The organism is Micromonospora sp. URMC 106 (assembly GCF_051386395.1).
In the GTDB taxonomy this organism is placed as follows: Bacteria; Actinomycetota; Actinomycetes; order Mycobacteriales; family Micromonosporaceae; genus Micromonospora.
In genome coordinates this window covers 1-18432 of record NZ_JBPQTP010000127.1, presented here as the reverse complement: position 1 = coordinate 18432, position 18432 = coordinate 1, and the positions used below count along the sequence as shown (strand labels likewise).

At 75.7% G+C, this 18432-nt stretch carries 18 protein-coding genes; 9 read left to right on the top strand and 9 right to left on the bottom strand.

From position 1 onward, the window contains the following. Positions 1 to 24: 24 nt before the first annotated feature. From ACSNOB_RS27825 to mug, 4 genes are read left to right on the top strand one after another with little or no spacing between them, the layout of a single operon-like run. Complete coding sequence (locus ACSNOB_RS27825) at positions 25 to 843, top strand: DUF692 domain-containing protein (protein WP_436689844.1); 819 nt, start codon at positions 25 to 27, stop codon at positions 841 to 843. Beyond that, the gene (locus ACSNOB_RS27820) at positions 840 to 1286 is read left to right on the top strand and encodes a hypothetical protein (protein ID WP_436689839.1); all 447 of its coding nucleotides are present in this window, start codon (positions 840 to 842) and stop codon (positions 1284 to 1286) included. The genes ACSNOB_RS27825 and ACSNOB_RS27820 overlap by 4 nt, the downstream gene beginning before the upstream one ends. 55 nt (positions 1287 to 1341) lie before the next feature. Further along, complete coding sequence (locus tag ACSNOB_RS27815; RefSeq protein WP_436689837.1) at positions 1342 to 2109, top strand: SDR family oxidoreductase; 768 nt, start codon at positions 1342 to 1344, stop codon at positions 2107 to 2109. Further along, positions 2109 to 2756 (top strand): G/U mismatch-specific DNA glycosylase, encoded by a 648-nt coding sequence (gene mug, locus ACSNOB_RS27810; RefSeq protein ID WP_436689835.1) that lies wholly within the window; start codon positions 2109 to 2111, stop codon positions 2754 to 2756. Before ACSNOB_RS27815 ends, mug begins: the two co-directional genes overlap by 1 nt. 4 nt (positions 2757 to 2760) lie before the next feature. On the opposite strand, the gene ACSNOB_RS27805 is transcribed toward mug, so the two are convergent. The 3 genes from ACSNOB_RS27805 to ACSNOB_RS27795 form a co-directional block, all read right to left on the bottom strand. Next, positions 2761 to 4737: an ABC transporter ATP-binding protein gene (locus ACSNOB_RS27805; protein ID WP_436689842.1), complete on the bottom strand. Its 1977-nt coding sequence runs from the start codon at positions 4735 to 4737 to the stop codon at positions 2761 to 2763. Positions 4738 to 4849: 112 nt separating this feature from the next. Next, entirely contained in the window at positions 4850 to 5617 is a 768-nt protein-coding gene (locus tag ACSNOB_RS27800; RefSeq protein ID WP_436689833.1) for an enoyl-CoA hydratase/isomerase family protein, read from the bottom strand. Between the two features lie 46 nt (positions 5618 to 5663). After that, the gene (locus ACSNOB_RS27795; protein ID WP_007462679.1) at positions 5664 to 5891 is read right to left on the bottom strand and encodes a helix-turn-helix domain-containing protein; all 228 of its coding nucleotides are present in this window, start codon (positions 5889 to 5891) and stop codon (positions 5664 to 5666) included. Between the two features lie 206 nt (positions 5892 to 6097). On the opposite strand from ACSNOB_RS27795, the gene ACSNOB_RS27790 reads away from it, so the two are divergent. Then, positions 6098 to 6697, top strand: coding sequence for a cadmium resistance transporter (locus tag ACSNOB_RS27790; RefSeq protein ID WP_436689831.1), 600 nt, complete (start codon positions 6098 to 6100; stop codon positions 6695 to 6697). A 14-nt stretch (positions 6698 to 6711) separates the two neighbouring features. On the opposite strand, the gene ACSNOB_RS27785 is transcribed toward ACSNOB_RS27790, so the two are convergent. Then, entirely contained in the window at positions 6712 to 8316 is a 1605-nt protein-coding gene (locus tag ACSNOB_RS27785) for an ABC-F family ATP-binding cassette domain-containing protein (RefSeq protein ID WP_436689829.1), read from the bottom strand. A 245-nt stretch (positions 8317 to 8561) separates the two neighbouring features. Between ACSNOB_RS27785 and ypfJ the strand changes: the two genes are divergently transcribed. Beyond that, positions 8562 to 9479, top strand: coding sequence for a KPN_02809 family neutral zinc metallopeptidase (gene ypfJ, locus ACSNOB_RS27780; protein ID WP_393104155.1), 918 nt, complete (start codon positions 8562 to 8564; stop codon positions 9477 to 9479). Between the two features lie 102 nt (positions 9480 to 9581). Here ypfJ and ACSNOB_RS27775 read toward each other — a convergent pair whose 3' ends face one another. Then, positions 9582 to 10868, bottom strand: coding sequence for a carbohydrate-binding protein (locus ACSNOB_RS27775; protein WP_436689827.1), 1287 nt, complete (start codon positions 10866 to 10868; stop codon positions 9582 to 9584). 299 nt (positions 10869 to 11167) lie between these two features. Here ACSNOB_RS27775 and ACSNOB_RS27770 point away from each other — a divergent pair, with 299 nt between their 5' ends. Together ACSNOB_RS27770 and ACSNOB_RS27765 are read left to right on the top strand one after the other, a co-directional pair. Further along, on the top strand, positions 11168 to 12022 hold the full coding sequence (locus ACSNOB_RS27770) for a helix-turn-helix domain-containing protein (protein WP_436689825.1): 855 nt from the start codon (positions 11168 to 11170) through the stop codon (positions 12020 to 12022). 106 nt (positions 12023 to 12128) lie between these two features. Further along, positions 12129 to 12965 carry a carbohydrate-binding protein gene (locus tag ACSNOB_RS27765; protein ID WP_436689823.1) on the top strand — a complete coding sequence of 279 codons (837 nt, stop codon included), beginning with the start codon at positions 12129 to 12131 and terminating at the stop codon, positions 12963 to 12965. A gap of 221 nt (positions 12966 to 13186) precedes the next feature. Here the strand turns inward: ACSNOB_RS27765 and ACSNOB_RS27760 are convergent, their stop codons facing one another. From ACSNOB_RS27760 to ACSNOB_RS27745, 4 genes are all read right to left on the bottom strand, one after another. Further along, the gene (locus ACSNOB_RS27760; RefSeq protein WP_436689821.1) at positions 13187 to 14557 is read right to left on the bottom strand and encodes a helix-turn-helix domain-containing protein; all 1371 of its coding nucleotides are present in this window, start codon (positions 14555 to 14557) and stop codon (positions 13187 to 13189) included. Positions 14558 to 14592: 35 nt separating this feature from the next. Beyond that, on the bottom strand, positions 14593 to 15945 hold the full coding sequence (locus ACSNOB_RS27755) for a helix-turn-helix domain-containing protein (RefSeq protein WP_436689819.1): 1353 nt from the start codon (positions 15943 to 15945) through the stop codon (positions 14593 to 14595). Positions 15946 to 16047: 102 nt separating this feature from the next. Further along, positions 16048 to 16701: an acVLRF1 family peptidyl-tRNA hydrolase gene (locus ACSNOB_RS27750; protein ID WP_436689817.1), complete on the bottom strand. Its 654-nt coding sequence runs from the start codon at positions 16699 to 16701 to the stop codon at positions 16048 to 16050. A gap of 42 nt (positions 16702 to 16743) precedes the next feature. Beyond that, positions 16744 to 17301 carry a TetR/AcrR family transcriptional regulator gene (locus ACSNOB_RS27745; protein WP_436689815.1) on the bottom strand — a complete coding sequence of 186 codons (558 nt, stop codon included), beginning with the start codon at positions 17299 to 17301 and terminating at the stop codon, positions 16744 to 16746. 57 nt (positions 17302 to 17358) lie between these two features. Here ACSNOB_RS27745 and ACSNOB_RS27740 point away from each other — a divergent pair, with 57 nt between their 5' ends. After that, positions 17359 to 18339, top strand: a complete 981-nt coding sequence (locus ACSNOB_RS27740) for a DsbA family protein (RefSeq protein ID WP_436689813.1) — start codon at positions 17359 to 17361, stop codon at positions 18337 to 18339. The last annotated feature ends 93 nt before the right edge of the window (positions 18340 to 18432 follow it).

The following is an 18432-nucleotide window of genomic DNA, read 5'->3' as shown; positions in this document are numbered from 1 at the left end:
CTGCGGGGGTGGCGGGTGCGGGGGATGACCGGCCCGCGCGGGGTCGGCATCGGCTGGCGGCCGGAGATCTCCGGTTTCGTGGCCGACCTGCCCGGGCTGCGCTTCGTGGAGGTGGTCGCGGAGGGCCTCGCCCCGACCGAGCCGCTGCCCGCCGGGCTCGCCGCGCTGCGCGAGCGCGGCGTGACGGTCGTACCGCACGGCGTGCGGCTCTCCCTCGGCGGCGCGGAGCCCGTCGACCCGGCCCGGGTCGCCCACCTGGCCGCGGTGGCGGAGCTGGTGGACGCGCCGCTGGTCAGCGAGCACATCGCGTTCGTCCGGGCCGGCGGCGTCGAGGCGGGCCACCTGCTGCCGCTGCCCCGCAGCCGCGAGGCGGTCGACGCGGTCTGCGCCAACGTCGCCCGCGCCCGGGCCGAGCTGCCGGTGCCGATCGCGCTGGAGCCGATCGCGGCCCTGTTCGACTGGCCCGACGACGAGCTCGACGAGGCCGACTTCCTGACCGAGATCCTGGACCGCACCGGCGCGTTCCTGCTGCTCGACGTCGCCAACGTGTACGCCAACGCCCGCAACCGGGGCGCCGACCCGGTCGCGCTGCTCGACCGGCTGCCGCTGGACCGGGTCGCCTACCTGCACGTGGCGGGCGGCGCCGAGAACGGCGGCTTCTACCACGACACGCACACCGACCCGGTCCCCCCGGCGGTGCTCGACCTGCTGCGGGAGCTGTGCGACCGGCACCGGCCGCCGGCGCTGCTGCTGGAGCGGGACGGGCGCTACCCGCCCGCCGCGGCGCTGCGCGCCGAACTGGACGCCCTCGCCGCCGCCTCCGGTCTCCCGGCGGTGACGTGAGCGGCGACCTGGCCGCCCGGCAGGCGGAGCTGGTGGCGGCGCTGGTCGCCGGCGGGCCGCTCCCGCCCGGCTTCGACCCGACGGCGCTGACCGCCGCCCGGGCCGCCCTGCTGCGCAAGCGGGCCGGGGACGTGGCGCGGCACTGGCCGCTGCTCGCCGCCGGCCTCGGCGCGGACTGGCCGGCGACCTTCGCCCGGTGGGCTGCGGGACGGCCGACCGGCGGCTCGCTGCGCGACGGCTGGGACCTGGCGCGCGACCTGCGCGACCGGGGGGCGCTGCCCCCGCTGGGTGCCGAGGAGCTGGCCGCGCGGGAGGCGACCGACCGCTACGACGGCCACGGGCCGCCGCGGCCACGCCGCCTGCCGGGGTGGGGACGCGCCGGCGGCGCCGTCGCGGTCCAGGTCGCCGGCCGGGTACGCCTGCTGCGTCCCGCCCGCCGCTGAACCGACCCGCCGCCCCCGGCTGGCGGATCCGGCCGGGTGCGGCAGGATCGTCGGCATGGATCTCGGACTGACCGATCGGGTGTACGTGCTGACCGGCGCCTCCCGCGGCCTGGGCTACGCGACCGCGGAGTGCCTCGTCGCCGACGGCGCCCGCGTGGTGCTCTCCGCCCGGGACGCCGGCGCGGTGGCCGCCGCCGCGCAGCGCCTGGGAGGGCCGGAGCGGGCCGTCGGGGTGACCGCCGACCTGGCCGACCCGGCGACGCCGGGGCGCCTGGTGGCGACGGCCCGCGAACACTTCGGGCGCCTCGACGGGGCGCTGGTGTCGGTGGGCGGGCCGCCGCCGGGCAGCGCCGCGTCGGCCACCGACGAGCAGTGGCGCCGCTCCTTCGAAACGGTCTTCCTCGGCACCGTCCGCGCGGTGCGTACGGTCGCCGCCGTCCTGGGCGAGGGCGACGGCGGCGCGATCGGGCTGGTCCTGTCGACCTCGGCGCGTTCGCCGGTGCCCGGACTGGGCATCTCCAACGGCCTGCGGCCCGGCCTGGCCGGGATGGCCAAGGACGTCGCCGACGAGTACGGACCCCGGGGCGTACGGGTCGTCGGCTTGCTGCCGGGGCGGATCCTGACGGACCGCAACGTCGAGCTCTTCGCCGCCACGGGCGACCCGGAGCGGGCCCGCGCGGAGGCCGAGGCGGGCATCCCGCTGCGCCGCATCGGCGCGCCGGCCGAGTTCGGCCGGGTGGCCGCGTTCGTGCTCTCCCCCGCCGCGAGCTACCTCACCGGGGTCACCGTGCCGGTCGACGGCGGCGCGTTGCGGAGCCTGTAGTGGCCACGTCCCCCGGCGCGCCGGCCGGGGCCGGAGGCACCGGGCGGGGTGGCCGGCCCCGGCCGGCGCCCGGCACCGGGGACGCCGCGCGGCGCTCTCCTCGGCCCACCCGGGAGGAACTCGCCGCGGCGGCGGAGCGCACCATCCCCGACGTCATCGCGCCCGGGTTGGACGTGCTCTTCGTCGGGATCAACCCGGGCCTGTGGTCGGCCGCGACCGGGTGGCACTTCGCGCGGCCCGGCAACCGGTTCTGGCCGGCGCTGCACCGGGGCGGGTTCACGCCGCGGCTGCTGCACCCGAGCGAGCAGGGCGAGCTGCCCGGCCTCGGCCTGGGCATCACCAACATGGTCGCGCGGGCCAGCGCCCGGGCCGACGAACTGACCGCGGCCGAGCTGGTCGAGGGGGCCAAGATCCTCGCCGGCAAGGTCGAGCGGTACCGCCCCCGGTGGGTCGCCGTGGTCGGGGTTACCGCCTACCGGATCGGGTTCGCCCGCCCGAAGGCGGCGTTCGGCCCGCAGCCGGAGCCGTTGGCCGGCGCCCGGCGCTGGGTGCTGCCCAACCCCAGCGGCCTGAACGCGCACTTCACCCCCGAGACCCTCGGCGCCGCGTTCGCCGAGTTGCGGGCGGCGGTCGCCGCCACCGGGTGAGCCGTCAGTTGGCCGCGGCGGGGGGCATGGCCTCGTCGGCGAGGTAGGGCCGCAGCGGCAGGCTCACCGGCTCGGGGCCGGTCGCGTCGGCGTACGGGGTGGGCGAGTCGGCGACCGCGAACTGGGTGCGGTAGAGCTCGGCGTAGAGCCCGCCCACGGCGACCAGCTCCTCGTGCCGGCCCCGCTCGACGATCCGCCCGTCGTCGAGGACCAGGATCTGGTCGGCGTCGCGGACCGTGGAGAGCCGGTGCGCGATCACCAGCGCGGTACGCCCGGTCAGCGCCACGGACAGCGCCCGCTGCACCGCCGCCTCGCTCTCGGAGTCGAGGTGCGCGGTCGCCTCGTCGAGGATCACGATCGACGGGGCCTTGAGCAGCAGCCGGGCGATGGCGATGCGCTGCTTCTCGCCACCGGAGAAGCGGTAGCCGCGCTCGCCGACCGTGGTCTCCAGGCCGTCGGGCAGGGACCGCACGAGGTCGGCGACCTGCGCGCCGGCCAGGGCCGCCCAGATCTCGTCGTCGGTGGCGTCCGGCTTGGCGTAGCGCAGGTTCTCCGCGATGGTCTCGTGGAACAGGTGCGAATCCTGGGTGACGACGCCGATCTCGTCGCGCAGCGAGTCGAGGGTGGCGTCGCGGACGTCGACCCCGCCGACCAGCACCTGCCCGTCTGTGACGTCGTAGATGCGGGAGATCAGCATGGACAGCGTCGACTTGCCGGCGCCGGAGGGCCCGACGAGCGCCACCATCTGCCCCGGCTCGACGGCGAACGAGACGCCCTTGAGCACCGGCTCGTTGACCGTGCGGTCCAGCGCGGCGACCTCCTCCAGCGAGGCCAGCGAGATCTCGGCGGCGCTGGGATAGCGGAACCGCACCTCGCGGAACTCGACACGACCGCTGCCCTTGGGCACCGGGACCGCGTCGGGCTTCTCCTCGATGGTGGGCTTCAGGTCGAGCACCTCGAAGACCCGGTCGAAGGAGACCAGCGCGCTCATCACGTCGACCCGGACGTTGGAGAGCGCGGTCAGCGGGCCGTAGAGGCGGGTGAGCAGCAGCGCCAGGGTCACCACGGTGCCGGCGCTGACGTTGCCGGTGACCGCGAGCCAGCCGCCGAGGCCGTAGGTGAGCGCCTGGGCCAGCGAGGCGACCAGCAGCATGGCCACGAAGAACGTCCGCGAGTACATCGCGGACTGGATGCCGATGTCGCGGACCCGCTCGGCCCGCCCGGCGAACCGCCGCGCCTCCACCTCGGGCCGGCCGAAGAGCTTCACCAGCAGCGCCCCCGAGACGCCGAAGCGCTCGGTCATCGTCGCGTTCATCTTCGCGTCGAGGTTGTAGGACTCCCGGGTGATCTCGGCGAGCCGCTTGCCGACCCGGCGGGCCGGGATGATGAACACCGGCAGCAGCACCAGCGACAGCGCCGTGATCTGCCACGACAGGGTGAACATCACGGCGGCGGTGAGCACCAGCTGGATGACGTTGCTGACCACGCCGGAGAGCGTCGAGGTGAACGCCCGCTGGGCGCCGAGCACGTCGTTGTTGAGCCGGCTGACCAGCGCGCCGGTCTGGGTGCGGGTGAAGAACTGCAGCGGCATCCGCTGGACGTGGTCGTAGACCCGGGTGCGCAGGTCGAGGATGATGCCCTCGCCGATGCGGGCCGAGTACCAACGCTGGGCGAGGGAGAGCAGCGCGTCGGCCACCGCGAGCGCGGCGATGACCAGGGCCAGCCGGACCACCAGGTCGCCGGCGGCCGAGCCGCCCCGGTTGATCGCGTCGATCACGTCGCCGGCGAGCACCGGGGTGGCCACGCCGATGATCGCGGCCAGCACCACGGTCACGAGGAACACGACGATGTCCCGGCGGTAGGGCTGGGCGAAGGCCACGATCCGGCGGGCCACGCCACGCTTGAGCCGGTGGGTGGAGATCTCGTCGCGGCTGCGCATCGACCGGAGCATGCTCCAACCGGCCATGCCGCCGCCGGACATCGGGTTGGACACGTTCACCTCCGGGTCGTCGGGTCGACCGCACCGTCAGGTCAATTCTCCCGACGACTCTGACAACCTCGGTCGTAACCCGGATCTTCCCGAACGGTCCTTACTATTCTCCCCGCCCGGCGAGATCGCGCAGCCGACGGGTCTGCGCCTCGCGCTCGGCCCGCTGCTGCTCGGCGGCGGACCGGCCGGCGGCGCCGGCCAGCAGCGCCTTGATCTCCACCACCGCGTCCCGGTTGTTGGCCAGCAGAGCGGCGGTCAGGTCGCGCACGGCGGCGTCCAGCTCGGCGTTCGGCACGACCAGGGTGGCCAGGCCGATCCGGTCCGCCTCGGCGGCGTCCAGGCGCCGGCCGGTGGCGCAGATCTCCAGCGCGCGAGAGTAGCCGACCAGGTCGACCAGGCGCCTGGTGCCGGCGAGATCCGGCACCAGGCCGAGCGTCACCTCGGCCATCGAGAACTTCGCGTCCTCGGCGAGCACCCGCAGGTCGCAGGCGAGCGCCAGCTGGAAGCCGGCGCCGATCGCGTGGCCCTGCACGGCGGCGACGGAGACGATGTCCGGCCGGTGCAGCCAGGTGAAGCCCCCCTGGAGCTCCGCGATCCGGTCCGCGCACTCCTGCTCCGGCAGGGTGGCGAGCTCGGCGAACGAGCCCGGCCCGGACGCCCCGGCCACCGTCAGGTCGAGGCCGGCGGAGAACGCCCGGCCCTCGCCGCGGACGACCACGACGCGCACGTCGCCGGGGAGATCCTTGGCGAAGTCGCTCATCGCCTGCCACATCGCCGGGGTCTGCGCGTTGAGCACGTCGGGCCGGCACAGCGTGACCGTCGCGACCGGCCCGTCACATTCCAGCCGAACCCCGGTCGCCTCGGCGGTCACCGGGCGACCCGGGGCGCGGCGCTGGTGGACGACGCTGGTGGGCGGATCACGCCTTCTTGCGGCGCCGGGCGCCACCACGCTGCCGCAGCTGAACCCCGGACTCGGTGAGCACCCGGTGGATGAACCCGTAGGAACGGCCGGTCGAGGCCGCGAGCGCGCGGATGCTCTCACCCGAGGTGTACCGCTTGACCAGGTCCTTGGCGAGCGTCTGACGCTCGGCTCCGACGATCCGGCGACCCTTCTCAGTGCTGGTGGCTGTGCCAGTGGCTGCCATGCTGTGTCCTCACGTCCCAGACTGTGCGGTTCGGATACGGTCCCACCTATTAGACCGCCTCGAACGATCATGCGCCAGATATCAACTCTTCGCCAACCGACACGCTATGCGTTGTCACCTTCCCGGAAGAGTGACACTTCCGACGCGATCCGGGTCCCCCCGCAGGCGCCCGGACGGCGGCGGCGGGCGCTCCGTACCCTGCTCGGGTGATCGACCTCCTCGGCACCGCCGCCGGCGCGGCGGTGGTCTTCGCCGCCACCGACATCGACGACATCGTCATCCTGACGCTGTTCTTCGTCGCCGCCCGGACCACCGGGCGTCCCCGGCCCTGGCAGATCGTGGCCGGGCAGTACCTGGGCATCGGCGCGCTCGCGCTGGCCAGCGCGGTGGCCGCCGCCGGGCTGCTGGTGGTGCCCGATCCGTGGACCGGGCTGCTCGGTCTGCTGCCGATCGCCCTCGGCGTCCGCGCGCTGCTCGACCGCGACGCCGACGAGGGCCCGGCGGTGGTGGGCTCCGCCCTCGGCGTGGCCGGGGTGACGATCGCCAACGGCGCCGACAACGTCGCCGTCTACGTGCCGGTGTTCCGCGCCCTCGGCCCCGCCGACAGCGCGGCCTTCCTGCTGGTCTTCGTGGTGCTCATCGCGCTCTGGTGCGCGGCCGGCGCCTGGCTCGGCGGCCACCCCCGGGTGACCCGGCTGGTCGAGCGCGCCGGCCACTGGCTCGTCCCGGCCATCTTCGTCGCCATCGGCCTGGTCATCCTGGCCACCTCCGGCGTCCTGACCCACCTGCTCGCCCTGGTGCGCTGAGCGCGGCGCCCCGGTCAGGCGAGTTCGACGAGTTCGAGCAGGTCGTCGCTCCAGGCGTCCTCGTCGCCGTCGGGGAGCAGGATGGCGCGGTCGGGCTTCAGCGCCATGACCGCGCCGGGGTCGTGGGTGACCAGCACGATCGCGCCCGGGTAGCGGGCGATGGCGTCGAGCACCTGCTCCCGGCTGACCGGGTCGAGGTTGTTCGTCGGCTCGTCCAGCAGCAGCACGTTCGCCCCGGAGCAGACCAGGGTGGCCAGGGCCAGCCGGGTCTTCTCGCCGCCGGAGAGCACCCCGGCCGGCTTGTCCACGTCGTCGCCGGAGAACAGGAACGCGCCGAGGATCTTGCGCAGCTCGGTGTCGGTCTGCTCGATGGCGGCGCTGCGCATGTGCTCCAGCACCGTCCGCTCCACGTCGAGCGTCTCGTGCTCCTGCGCGTAGTAGCCCAGCCGCAGGCCGTGCCCGGCGTGCACCTCGCCCGTGTCCGGCTCCAGCAGGCCGCCGAGCATCCGCAGCAGGGTGGTCTTGCCGGCGCCGTTGAGGCCGAGGATGGCCACCCGGGAGCCCCGGTCCACCGCCACGTTGACGTCGGTGAAGATCTCCAGCGAGCCGTACGACTTGGACAGGCCCGTCGCGGTGAGGGGCGTCTTGCCGCACGGCGCCGGGCTCGGGAAGCGCACCTTCGCCACCTTGTCGGCGACGCGGACCTCCTCCAGGCCGGCGATGAGCTTCTCGGCCCGCCGGGCCATGTTCTGCGCGGCGACGGTCTTGGTGGCCTTGGCCCGCATCTTGTCGGCCTGCGCCATCAGCGCGCCGGCCTTCTTCTCGGCGTTGGCCCGCTCCCGGCGGCGGCGGCGCTCGTCGGTCTCGCGGGCCTCCAGGTACGCCTTCCAGCCGAGGTTGTAGACGTCGACCACGGAGCGGGTGGCGTCGAGGAACCAGACCTTGTTCACCACCGACTCCAGCAGCGAGCCGTCGTGGGAGATCACGATCAGGCCGCCCTTGTGGTTGGCGAGGAAGCCGCGCAGCCAGGTGATCGAGTCGGCGTCGAGGTGGTTGGTCGGCTCGTCGAGGAGCAGGATGCCGCCGCCGTTCTCCCCCGCGTCGCGGAACAGGATCCGGGCCAGCTCGATGCGGCGGCGCTGACCGCCGGAGAGGGTGCCGATGGTCTGGGCGAGCGCCCGGTCCGGCAGCCCGAGGTTGGCGCAGATGCGGGCGGCCTCGGCCTCGGCGGCGTACCCGCCCAGGGAGGCGAACTGGTCCTCCAGCGCGCCGTAGCGGCGGACCAGCTTGTCGTCGGCGCCCTCGGCGAGCTTGGCCTCGATCTCCTTCATCTGGGCCATCAGCACGTCCAGGCCCCGGGCGGAGAGCACCCGGTCGCGGCCGGTGACCTGCAGGTCGCCGGTCCGCGGGTCCTGCGGGAGGTAGCCGATGGCGCTGCGCCGCTCGATCTGCCCGGCGTACGGCTGTCCCTCGCCGGCGAGCACCTTGAGCGTGGTGGTCTTGCCGGCGCCGTTGCGGCCGACCAGGCCGATCCGGTCACCCGGCTGCACCCGCAGCGTGGTGTCGGACAGCAGGATCCGGGCGCCGGCGCGCAGCTCCAGGCCGGTGGCAGTGATCATGTCGGAGGACTCGCTCTCGGGATCTGGAAGGGCTGACTCAGGGCACGCGAAAGCGCCGGCGAGCACGAGGCCCGTCGGCGCGGGGCGGTTCAGCCTTCGCAGAGCAGCACGGGGGCAAGTGTACCGGGCGCCGCCCGACCGCCCCTCCGGATTACCGGCCAAGATCATCGGGTACCGAAACACCGTCCGGACCCGGTCCGGTACCGCAACCACCAAAACGGATCGAAACGGTGATCGGGGTAGACATGGAGCTGAACGAGAACGCGCGGATCGACACCAGCCAGGTGGACGACCGGCGAGGATCCGGCGGGGGCGGCGGGCTGGGCGGCATCCCCATCCCGATCGGCGGCGGCCGGGGCGGCATCGTCGGCCTCGTCATCGCCGTGCTGGTCGCCCTCGTCGGCGGCGGCTTCGGTCTGAACGCCGCCACCAACGGCGGCGGGGACCCGCAGGGCGACAACACGTCGCTGGAGCAGAAGTGCTCGGCCGACGACGCGCTCAAGCAGCTCGACTGCCGCAACGCGCTCTACGTCAACTCCATCCAGGCGTACTGGCGCACGGCCCTGCCCGAGGCGTTCGGCGAGCAGTACCGCCCGTCGCGGACGGTGTTCTTCAGCCAGGGCGTCAGCACCGCCTGCGGGCAGGCCGACTCCGGCGTCGGCCCGTTCTACTGCCCCGCCGACGACCTGGTCTACATCGACCTCACCTTCTACCAGGTGCTGGCGCAGCAGCTCGGCGCGGAGGGCGAGTTCGCCCAGCCGTACGTGCTGGCCCACGAGTACGGCCACCACGTGCAGGACCTGCTCGGCACCGAGGCCCAGATGCGCCGCCAGCAGCAGCGCGACCCGGACAGCGCCAACGCGCTCTCGGTGAAGCTCGAGCTCCAGGCCGACTGCTACGCCGGCGCCTGGGCGAAGAACGCCACCGGCACCGCCGACGAGAGCGGCCAGAAGATCTTCACCAGCATCACCGAGCAGGACATCCGGCAGGCCATCGACACCGCCGAGAAGATCGGCGACGACGCCATCTCCGAGCGGGCGAACCGGCCGGTGAACCCGGAGGAGTTCACCCACGGCTCCTCCGAGCAGCGCCGGCAGTGGTTCACCCGGGGCTACGAGACCGGCGACCCGAAGTCCTGCGACACCTTCGGCGGGGCGCTGTGACGGCAGCGGGACGGGCGGGCTGACCGCCCGTCCGGACGGACGCGCGTACGGGCCCGGTCGCCACGGCGACCGGGCCCGTACGCGTTGCGGCGCAGGCGGTGGTCAGACCCGCTGCCAGAGCGCCGGCACGTTCGGCGGCTCCCAGCCGGGCTGTGCGGTGTGCCCCTGCAGGCAGCGGTAGGAAACCCCGGCGTAGTCGACCGTCGCGCCGGTGGCGTACACGGCGCCGACCTGCCAGGTCGTGCCGCCCGGCGGGTTGCCGGTCGAGGTGGGCGTGGGGGTCGGGCCGGGGCCCGCGGCGGTGACCAGCGTCAGCCCGTACGCCGCCAGGATCGGGTTGACGGGCTGGAAGTACATCGTGCCGCCGGTGCTGCAGTTGCCGGAGCCGCCCGAGGTGACCCCCTGGGCCTGGTCTCCGGAGATCCAGGAGCCGCCGGAGTCGCCGGGCTCGGCGCAGGCGTTGCTGCGGGTCAGCCCGCTCACCGTGCCCTCGGGGTAGGTCACCGAGGCGTTCTTCTGCTGGATGGTGCCGCAGCGCCAGCCGGTGGTGGAGCCGGACCGGCAGACCGCCGCGCCCACCGCCGCCTCGGCGCTGCCGGCCACGGCCACGGTCCCGCCCCGGTAGTCGTTCACCAGCCCGCGTGGGGTGTTCCCGGCGTCCACCTGCACCCACGCGTAGTCGCGGCCGGGGAAGGTGGAGCCGCGCACCGTGCCGCCCGGTTGCGAGGTGCGGGCACCGGCCCGGCCGCAGTGGCCGGCGGTGACGAAGCCCCCGTTGACCGAGAACCCGATCGAGCAGCGGCTGCTGCCGGTGTAGTAGGCGTTGCCGCCGATCACGTCCGCGTACGGCCTCGGGTCCTCCGTGCTGGCGCGGACGCGCAGCACGCCGGCCGGCACCCCGGCGGCGGTCGCGAAGGAGCGGGCGGCGGACGCGCCGCCGTCGCGGGCGAGGACCACGACGGCGTTGCCGGGCAGGTCGGCGTACCAGCCGACCACCGCGGCCGGCGCGGCGGCGGCCCCGCGGTTCAGCCGGTCGACAGCCGCGTCCAGGGCACGCTCGGGGTATGTCACCGCAACCGGGAGCGCGCCGAGGTTGCGGACCGAGGCGGCGTCGGCGGCGCTGGTGACGCCGACCGCTACGGCGTCGCCCCGCTCCACGACCCAGGTGCCGCCGTAGCGGGCGCCGAGGGTGGTGCGCAGCACCCGCTGGACCCGGCTGGCCCGGTCGTCGACGTCGAGACGGGCGCGGGCCTGGGCCGGGGTCAGCCGCAGGTCCCGCTGCAGGGCGGCGAACATCTCGGGGGCGACGCCGTCGGGGGCGGCGACCGGGGCGGCGGACGCGGCGGTGGGCTCGGTGCCGGCGTGGGCGGCCAGGGCAACGGTCAGCACCAGAGCAGCGGCACTCAGGGTAGTCGCCGTCACGGTGGCTGTTCGGCGGAGCATGGGGTTCTCCTCGCAGTCAGGACAGTGTGGAGGGGCGAAGCGACCGGGTGTGAGCAGGCACGAAGTGCCGCGCGGCGAGCCACTGGCCGGTGCGCTACTAGAGAGACAACATTTGTTGTTAACTCTGTTGCCATTACCGTAGGTTAGGCATCCGATGCCGTCAATAGAGGCGACAGTCGATCTGACTCCGTCTCGCGTCAGCGCAGGGAGTTGCCCGTGTCCCCGTCGCGCCCGCCCCGGACGGCGTGCCGTTCGCCGTCGGCACCTTCGACGAGATCGGCCCGCTGTCCCGCGCCGACTTCCCGCACCGGCACACCTTCTACGAGCTGGTGTACGTCACCCACGGCCGGGCGTCGCACGTCATCGACCTCGACGCCCACCCCGTCCGGCCGCCGCACCTGTTCGTGATCACGCCGGGCCAGGTGCACCACTGGCAGGACCAGCGCGACCTGCGCGGGCACGTGCTGCTCTGCGCCGCCGAGTTCCTGCTCACCGTGCCGGCGGCCCGCGACGCGCTGCACCGCTCGACCCACCGCTCCTGGCGCCCCCGCGACGCCACCCAGGCAAGGAGGGTCGTCACCCTGCTCCGCTGGACGACCGCCGAACACCGCCGGGCCGCGCCGGGCCGCGACAACACCCTCCGGGCCTACCTGCACCTCCTGCTCACCGAGGTACTCCGGGCCCGCCCCACGCGGCCGGCCACCGACCCGCCGCCCGAGGCCTCCACCCGCAACCGCCGGGCCGCCGCCATCGCCCGCCGCTTCGAGGAGCTGCTCGCCGAGCCGGATCTCGTCGGCGAGCCGCCCCGCACGTACGCCCGCCGCATCGGCGTGTCGGTGCGCCACCTCAACGCCGCGGTGCCGCTGGCCACCGGGACCACCCCCGCCCGGCTGATCCGCCGGGCCCGGGTGCTGGAGGCGAAACGCCTGCTGACCGGGACCGACCTGACGGTGGCCGCCATCGCCGGCCGGCTCGGCTTCGCCGACCCCGCCTACTTCTGCCGGTTCTTCCGCCGCGAGGTCGGCGACTCCCCCGGCGCGTTCCGACGGGACGGCGGAAAACACCACGACCGCGACCTGCGACACATCGACGCGCACTGACGTCGGTCAATAGCGTCGGATCGCCGGCCGCGCCGGCTGACCCGGCGTCGCGGGCCCCCGGCCCGGCCGGGCCGGGAATTCCGTTGCCCCACGAGGAGGAGCGCTCATGAACGGTGCACCAAACGACGCGCAGGAGCCCGGCGAGCCCGGTCGCCGCAGCGGCGTGACACGCAAGAGCGTGCTGAAGGTGGCGGCGCTGGCTCTGCCCGCTCCGTTCCTGGTCGCCGGCGCCGCGCAGGGCGTGGGCACGGAGGCGACCGCGTCGCCACCACCCCTCACCCCGTACTGCGACGACGGCGACGACCCGACGCCGGAGCAGATGGAGGGCCCCTACTTCAAGCCGAACTCGCCGCGGCGCACGTCCCTTGTCGAGGCCGGCGTGGTCGGCACCCGGCTCACCGTCACCGGCCACGTCTTCGGGCTGGACTGCCGGCCGGTCCCCGGCGTGCTGCTGGACTTCTGGCAGGCGGACGCCAACGGCGCCTACGACAACACCGGCTACCGGCTGCGCGGCCACCAGTTCACCGACGCCGCGGGCGCGTACCGGCTCACCACGATCGTGCCGGGCCTCTATCCCGGACGGACGCGGCACATCCACGTCAAGGCGCAGGCGCCCAGCCGGCCGGTGCTCACCACCCAGCTGTACTTCCCCGGCGAACCGCGGAACAACACCGACCCGATCTTCGACCCCGCCCTGCTCATGGCGGTGCGTGCGGTGGACGGCGGCCGGGAGGCCAGCTTCGACTTCGTCCTGAACGTCACCTCCGGTCCCACCCCCACCCCGACCGGCACCGCGCCCGGCGGCACCTGGGCACCCGGCACCGCGTACCCGGCCGGCGCCCGGGTGACGTACGGCGGCCTGGGATACCGGTGTCTCCAGGCGCACACCGCCCAGCCCGGCTGGGAGCCGCCGCACACGCCGGCGCTCTGGGCCAGGGACTGACGCGGGACCGTGAAACGGACCGGTCGCCCGTCCTGTCGTGGGTCGGGGGCGGGCGACCGGTCACCCCAGGATCCACAGCGGTCCGGGCGCGGGCCGGACGCGCCGGGGCTACAGCGGTCCGGGCGGGGCGGCATCCACGGCCGGGGCACTTCGGGCGGGGCGGCATCCGCATCAGGCGGGCACGGGCCGGCCGCGCGACGGCCGTTGCGGGGCCGGCCGAATCAGGCCGAGCCGCGGAGCGCCGAGACCCGTTCGCCGAGCTGCTCCACCTGGTGCAGCCCGTCGCGGAGCAGGTCGAGCGCGTCCCCGGGCCGATCCCACCCGTCCAGCCGGTCCGCCAGCAGGAGAACCAGCGCGGCCAGCTCCCGGCGCCGCCCGGCCGACCGGTAGCCGGCGATCGCCGCCCGCAGGTGCCGCTCGGCGCCGGCCCGGTCCCCGACGTCGGCCCGCAACAGCCCACGCACCCGCTCGGCGCGGGCCGCCACCACCGCGTCGCCGTCCGGGTCGGCGTCCCGCAGCAGCGCCTCGGCGCGCTCGGGCTGTCCCAGGGCGTGGTGGACCTCGGCCAGCTCCACCCCGACGTCCCCGGCCAGGGCCCGCTGCCCGGCGTCGGCCAGCGCCGTGTGCGCGTCCGCCAGGTCGGCGAGGGCGCCGGCCAGGTCGCCGGTCGCCCGGCGCCCCTGTCCCCGGGCCCGGTGGCAGCACGCCAACTGCACCCGCATGGCGACCTGCCGGGCCGCCTGGCGGGCCTGCTCCGTGGCGACTTCAGCCTCCGCCGCCCGTCCCGAGGCGAGCAGCGAGCGCGCGACGGCCAGGTGCAGCTCCGCCACCCGGGCCGGCGCGGGCAGCACCGCCAGGGCCAGGGCCCGCGCGGCGTCCTCCGCCGCCGCGTCCCCGTCGCCGAGTGCCACGTGGCAGAGCACCAGCTCGGCGTGGAGGGCCAGCAGGGCCGATGGGTCCGGATAGCCCTCCCGGGTCAGGGCGTCCCGTGCCTCAGTGAGCAGGTAGCGGGCGTACCGGGGATCACCGGCTTGGCACGCCACCGCCGCGCGGCCGGCCACCACCTCCGCACGAACGTGCGGCGGCGCCCCTGCCAGCAGCTCCTCGGCCCGGTCCACCTCGACTGACGCGGCGTCGAGATCGCCCCGGCGCAGCGCGGCACCGGCCAGACCGAGCCGGGCCCGGGCGGCCAGCACCGGCTCGGCCAGGTCGACGGCGGCCACGGCCACCTCCCGGAGGAGGGCGCTCGTCCCGCCCGCCGCCCCGGCCAGGTCCGCATCGACCAGCCGGAGGCACAGGCGCACCGCCTCGGCCGGAGAGCGGCCGGTGGTCAGGTCCGCGGGGGTGACGCCGAGCCGCTCGGCGAAATGGGCGACGGCGTCGGCGGAGGGCACCCGGCGTCCGCCCTCGACGGCGGAGACATAGGCCGCGGTGTACCGGGGCTCGGCAAGGGCGCGCTGGGTCAGGCCCCGCTCCGCCCGCAACCGCTGGAGGCGCACGCCCAGCCCGCCCGGCGCCCCACCTGCGACGACGGGCTCCGGCGGCCCGGTCACCGACACGCGCTCCGCGACGGCCGGCTCCGGCCCGGTCACGGACCCGCGCTCCGGCGTAGCGGGCTCCGACCGGGTCACGACAGGCGCTCCGCCGCGCGCAGGCCCCGGCGCAGCACCGCCGCGGCCGCGTCCCGCTCCGACCGGCCCAGCAGCAGCTCGGCGAGGTGGCGGCAGGTGATCACCACGTCCCCCATCAGGCCGGCCCGCTCGTACCGGTCGACCGCGCGCAGCAGCAGCCGCCGCGCCTGGTCGTCGTCGCCCTGGGCGGCCCGCACCAGCCCGCGTACCCGGTCGGCCTCGGCCATCAGCTCACGGTGGTCGCAGGCGGCAACCGTCCGGGCGGCCTCCTCGGCCAGCTCGCCCGCCTCGTCGAGGGCACCCTCCCGCCGGCGCGCCTCGGCCAGCTCCAGCGTCGCCCCGGCGTGGTCGAGCACCGCGCCGACGGCGCCCAGCATCTCCCGGGCGGACCGCAGTTCCGTTCCCGCCTCCCCCGGCCGCCCGGCCCGCAGCAGCACGTAGCCACGGGCCCAGCGGCACAGCGCGATCTCGCGGGTCAGCCCCAGCTCGGCGTAGCCCCGGGTGGCCTCGCGCAGGTGCCGGTCCGCCTCGGCCAGCTCGCCGTCGCGGCGCAACTGCCCGGCCACGGCGTGGAACTGCGCCACCCACTCCCGGTTGCCCACCCGGCCGAGCAGGGGCGTCACCTCCCGCTCCAGCCGCCGGGCCCGCTCCCGCCAGCTCAGCTCGAGGAACGTGTACATCAACGCGTTGGTCAACCGCAGCTCGGCGTCGGCGTCCGCCGGCGGCGCCGCCCGCAGGTCCCGCAGGCCGGCCTCCAGCATCGCCACCGCCCGCGGGGCGTCCCCGGTGACCAGCAGGCAGTACGCCTGCCGGGCCAGCACCGCCGCGCGCAGCGCGGGGCACCCGTCGGGCAGCGCCTTCGCCAGCTCGTCGTAGCGGGCGGCGGCGTCCTCCGTCAGCCCCCGGTGCAGTTGCGCCTCCGCCAGGTGGTACCCGGCCCAGCCGGCCAGTTCGGACAGTCGGTAGTGCTCCGCCCGGCGGCGTACCGCGGTCAGCGCCCGCTCGGCGGCGTCCAGCCGGCCGGCGGAGAGGGCCCGCCTGGCCGCCGCGTGCTCGGCCGCGAGCCGGGCGGCGGCGTTGGCCGGTCGGCCGTACCGCAGGTCGTCCACCGGCAGCCCGAGCCGGTCCGCGAAGTATGCCAGCGCCTCGGGGCTGGGCATCCGCGCGCCCGACTCCACCGCGCCGAGGAACGCGCGGGTGTAGCGGGAGCCGACCACCTGCTGCTGGGTCAGGCCCTGGGCCACGCGCAGCCGCCTGATCCGGTCGCCCAGGCTCTCCACCACCAGGTCCTCGTCGGAGGCGCTCTCGGCACCGACCACGACGACGTCGGCCGCAGCCGTCTCCGCCATCCCGGCTCCTTCCCCACCCTCCCGCCCAGCCTAGTGCGACCGCCGTCCGGTCGGCCGGCCCCGAGCGGCGTCACGCCGGGCCGGAGTCGCCCTGGCCCCGGATCAGGACGGCGCGGGCTCGCGCACCAGGATCCGAACGGCCCGGGCGCCGGCGACGGCGGCGACCAGCACCGCGTGTCGGGGCTCGGGGACGTCGAGCAGGCGCTCGGCGCGGATGGCGGCGAGCGGGGCGAGCCGCCGGTCGGCGAGGACGGTGTCCACCGCACGCCGGTCGCCGCCGCAGACCAGCGCGCTCAGCGACGGCGCCGCCGGCAGCAGCAGGCGTACGGCCAGGTCGGCGGCGTCGCCCAGCGCCGCCTTCGCCTGGTTGTCGCGGCGTCGGGCGAAGCGCTGCTGGGACCAGCCGCCGGCGGCGGTGCGGCCCTGCACGTACCGGGTGTCCACCTTGGAGACCGCGAGCTCCTCCCCCGCCGCCACGCCGACGGCGACCGCGCCTTTGCGGGCCAGCAGCAGGCCGATCCGGCGGGGCGTGACCGCGGCGGCCACGAAACCGGGCACGTCCGAGGCGGCCCGCGCGCCGGGCGGGGTGTGCAGCTCGGCGCTCGCGCCGTCCGGGGCGGCGAGCAGCAGGCCGTACGCCTGCGCGGTGGTGGTGGGCGGGCCGTGCCGGTCGGCGAACCCGGCGACCCAGCGGGCGACCCGCCCCGGAGCCACCTCGACCCACCGGCCCCCGCCTACCGCCGGCCTGCCGACCACGACAACCTCCCTGGTGACGTTCGTGCCGGAACGTGGACCGGATCAGCCACGGAGCAACCGCCACGTCGCGAGCGCCGTGTCGGCCGCGCCGGCCGGCGCCCCCGCCGCCGTCCAGGTGGCGATGACGCCGGTCAGGGCGCCGGCGAGGTAGGCGGCGTGGACGTCCACCGGCACGTCGTCCGTCCCCCGGGGACGGACCCGGCCCTCCAGGCTCCGCCGCAGTTCGGCGGCGAGCCGGTCCCGCAGGCCCGCCGCGAAGCGGGCGCTGCCGTGCGGGGACAGCATCCGACGGTAGAGGACGGCGTTGGCGGCGACGGTGTCGAAGAGGTCGCGGAGCGGCTGCGGCGGCTCGTCGCGCGGGGCGTCCAGCGGGCAGAGCGCCGCGGCGCGCGCCACCTGGGCCACCGCCTCCTCCATCGCGTCCGCGACGAGCGCGTCCAGGTCGGGGAAGTGGAGGTAGGTCGTCGCGCGGTTCACCCCGGCCCGCTTGGCCACCTCGGCGATCGTGATGTCGCCCAGCTCCCGCTCGGCCGCCAGGTCGAGGACGGCCGCCCGCAGCCTGGCCCGGGTGCGCCGGACGCGGGGGTCGGAGGAGTTCACCCCGCCACTATACGACACCCGTGGTTTATGCGACAGGTGTCGGGTAACCTGCCGGGCATGCGGATCGAGATCTGGGCGGACGTCGTCTGCCCGTGGGCGTACATCGGCAAGCGGCGGCTGGAGCGGGCGCTGGCGTCCTGGGAGGGTGACCCGGTCGAGGTCGTCTGGCGGCCGTACCGGATCGACCCGTCCGCCCCCGCGCCCGGCGAACCCCTGGCGGATGTGCTGCGGGACCCGATGGTGGACGCCGCCCTGCGGGGGTGCGCGCCGGACCTCACGCCCGACGAGAACCGGGAACGCGTCTCCCGCATCGCGCTCGCCGAGGGCCTCGGCCCGCGCTGGGGCGCCGGCTGGCGGGCCAGCAGCCACGACGCCCACCGCCTCCTCGCCCTCGCCCACGAGGCCGGCGGCGCGCGCCTGCAGGACGCGGTGGCCGAGGAGGTCATGCGGGCACACTTCGTCGACGCCCTGGACATCAGCCTGCCCGGCGTGCTGGACGAGGTGTCCCGCCGGGCGGGCTTCCCGGCGGGAGGTGGGCTGCTGGCCGACGGCGGCGCCGACGCGACCGTCCGGGAGTTGGTGCTGCGGGGCCGGGCCGCGGGGGTGGCGACCTCCCCGACGTTCGTCGTGAACGGCGCGGCACTGCGGGGCGCCCAGCCCCCGGAGGTCATCCGCGGCTTCCTGACCGAAGCCGCCCGGCGCAGCCCGCGGCAACTCCCCGAGGAGATCGAGCGCCTCCGGCACGCCGAGGCGCTGCTGGATCTCGGCGACCCCCTCGGCGCCCTGACCCTGCTCCGGCCCCTGCTCGACGCCCACGGCGACGATCGCGGCACCCGGCTGCTCGCCGCCCGGGCATACTTCCACTCCGCCCGGCTCAGCCGGGCTCTGGCGATCCTGGAGCCGCTCGCGGCGGCGGCGCCGGACGACTCGTACGTGCACCTCCTGCTGGGGCGGACCCTCCAGCGGCAGGGCGACGCCCGGCGCGCCGCCGCCCACCTGCGCCTGGCGGCGGCCATGTCCCCCGGCTACGCCGCCTGACACCCGGGTCGCCCGCCGGGGTCGTCACGCCGCGGCCCGGGCAGGCCGTCCGCGGCAATGTCGACGCGGCGGGGCCGGGCGGGCGGCCTGCCC

Bases quoted from the DNA above. Each gene is read 5' to 3' on its own strand.
- ACSNOB_RS27825 (WP_436689844.1), top strand. From the start codon at position 25: ATGACCGGCCCGCGCGGGGTCGGCATCGGCTGGCGGCCGGAGATCTCC.
- ACSNOB_RS27815 (WP_436689837.1), top strand. From the start codon at position 1,342: ATGGATCTCGGACTGACCGATCGGGTGTACGTGCTGACCGGCGCCTCC.
- ACSNOB_RS27805 (WP_436689842.1), bottom strand. From the start codon at position 4,737: ATGTCCGGCGGCGGCATGGCCGGTTGGAGCATGCTCCGGTCGATGCGC.
- ACSNOB_RS27795 (WP_007462679.1), bottom strand. From the start codon at position 5,891: ATGGCAGCCACTGGCACAGCCACCAGCACTGAGAAGGGTCGCCGGATC.
- ACSNOB_RS27785 (WP_436689829.1), bottom strand. From the start codon at position 8,316: ATGATCACTGCCACCGGCCTGGAGCTGCGCGCCGGCGCCCGGATCCTG.
- ypfJ (WP_393104155.1), top strand. From the start codon at position 8,562: ATGGAGCTGAACGAGAACGCGCGGATCGACACCAGCCAGGTGGACGAC.
- ACSNOB_RS27765 (WP_436689823.1), top strand. From the start codon at position 12,129: ATGAACGGTGCACCAAACGACGCGCAGGAGCCCGGCGAGCCCGGTCGC.
- ACSNOB_RS27755 (WP_436689819.1), bottom strand. From the start codon at position 15,945: ATGGCGGAGACGGCTGCGGCCGACGTCGTCGTGGTCGGTGCCGAGAGC.
- ACSNOB_RS27740 (WP_436689813.1), top strand. From the start codon at position 17,359: ATGCGGATCGAGATCTGGGCGGACGTCGTCTGCCCGTGGGCGTACATC.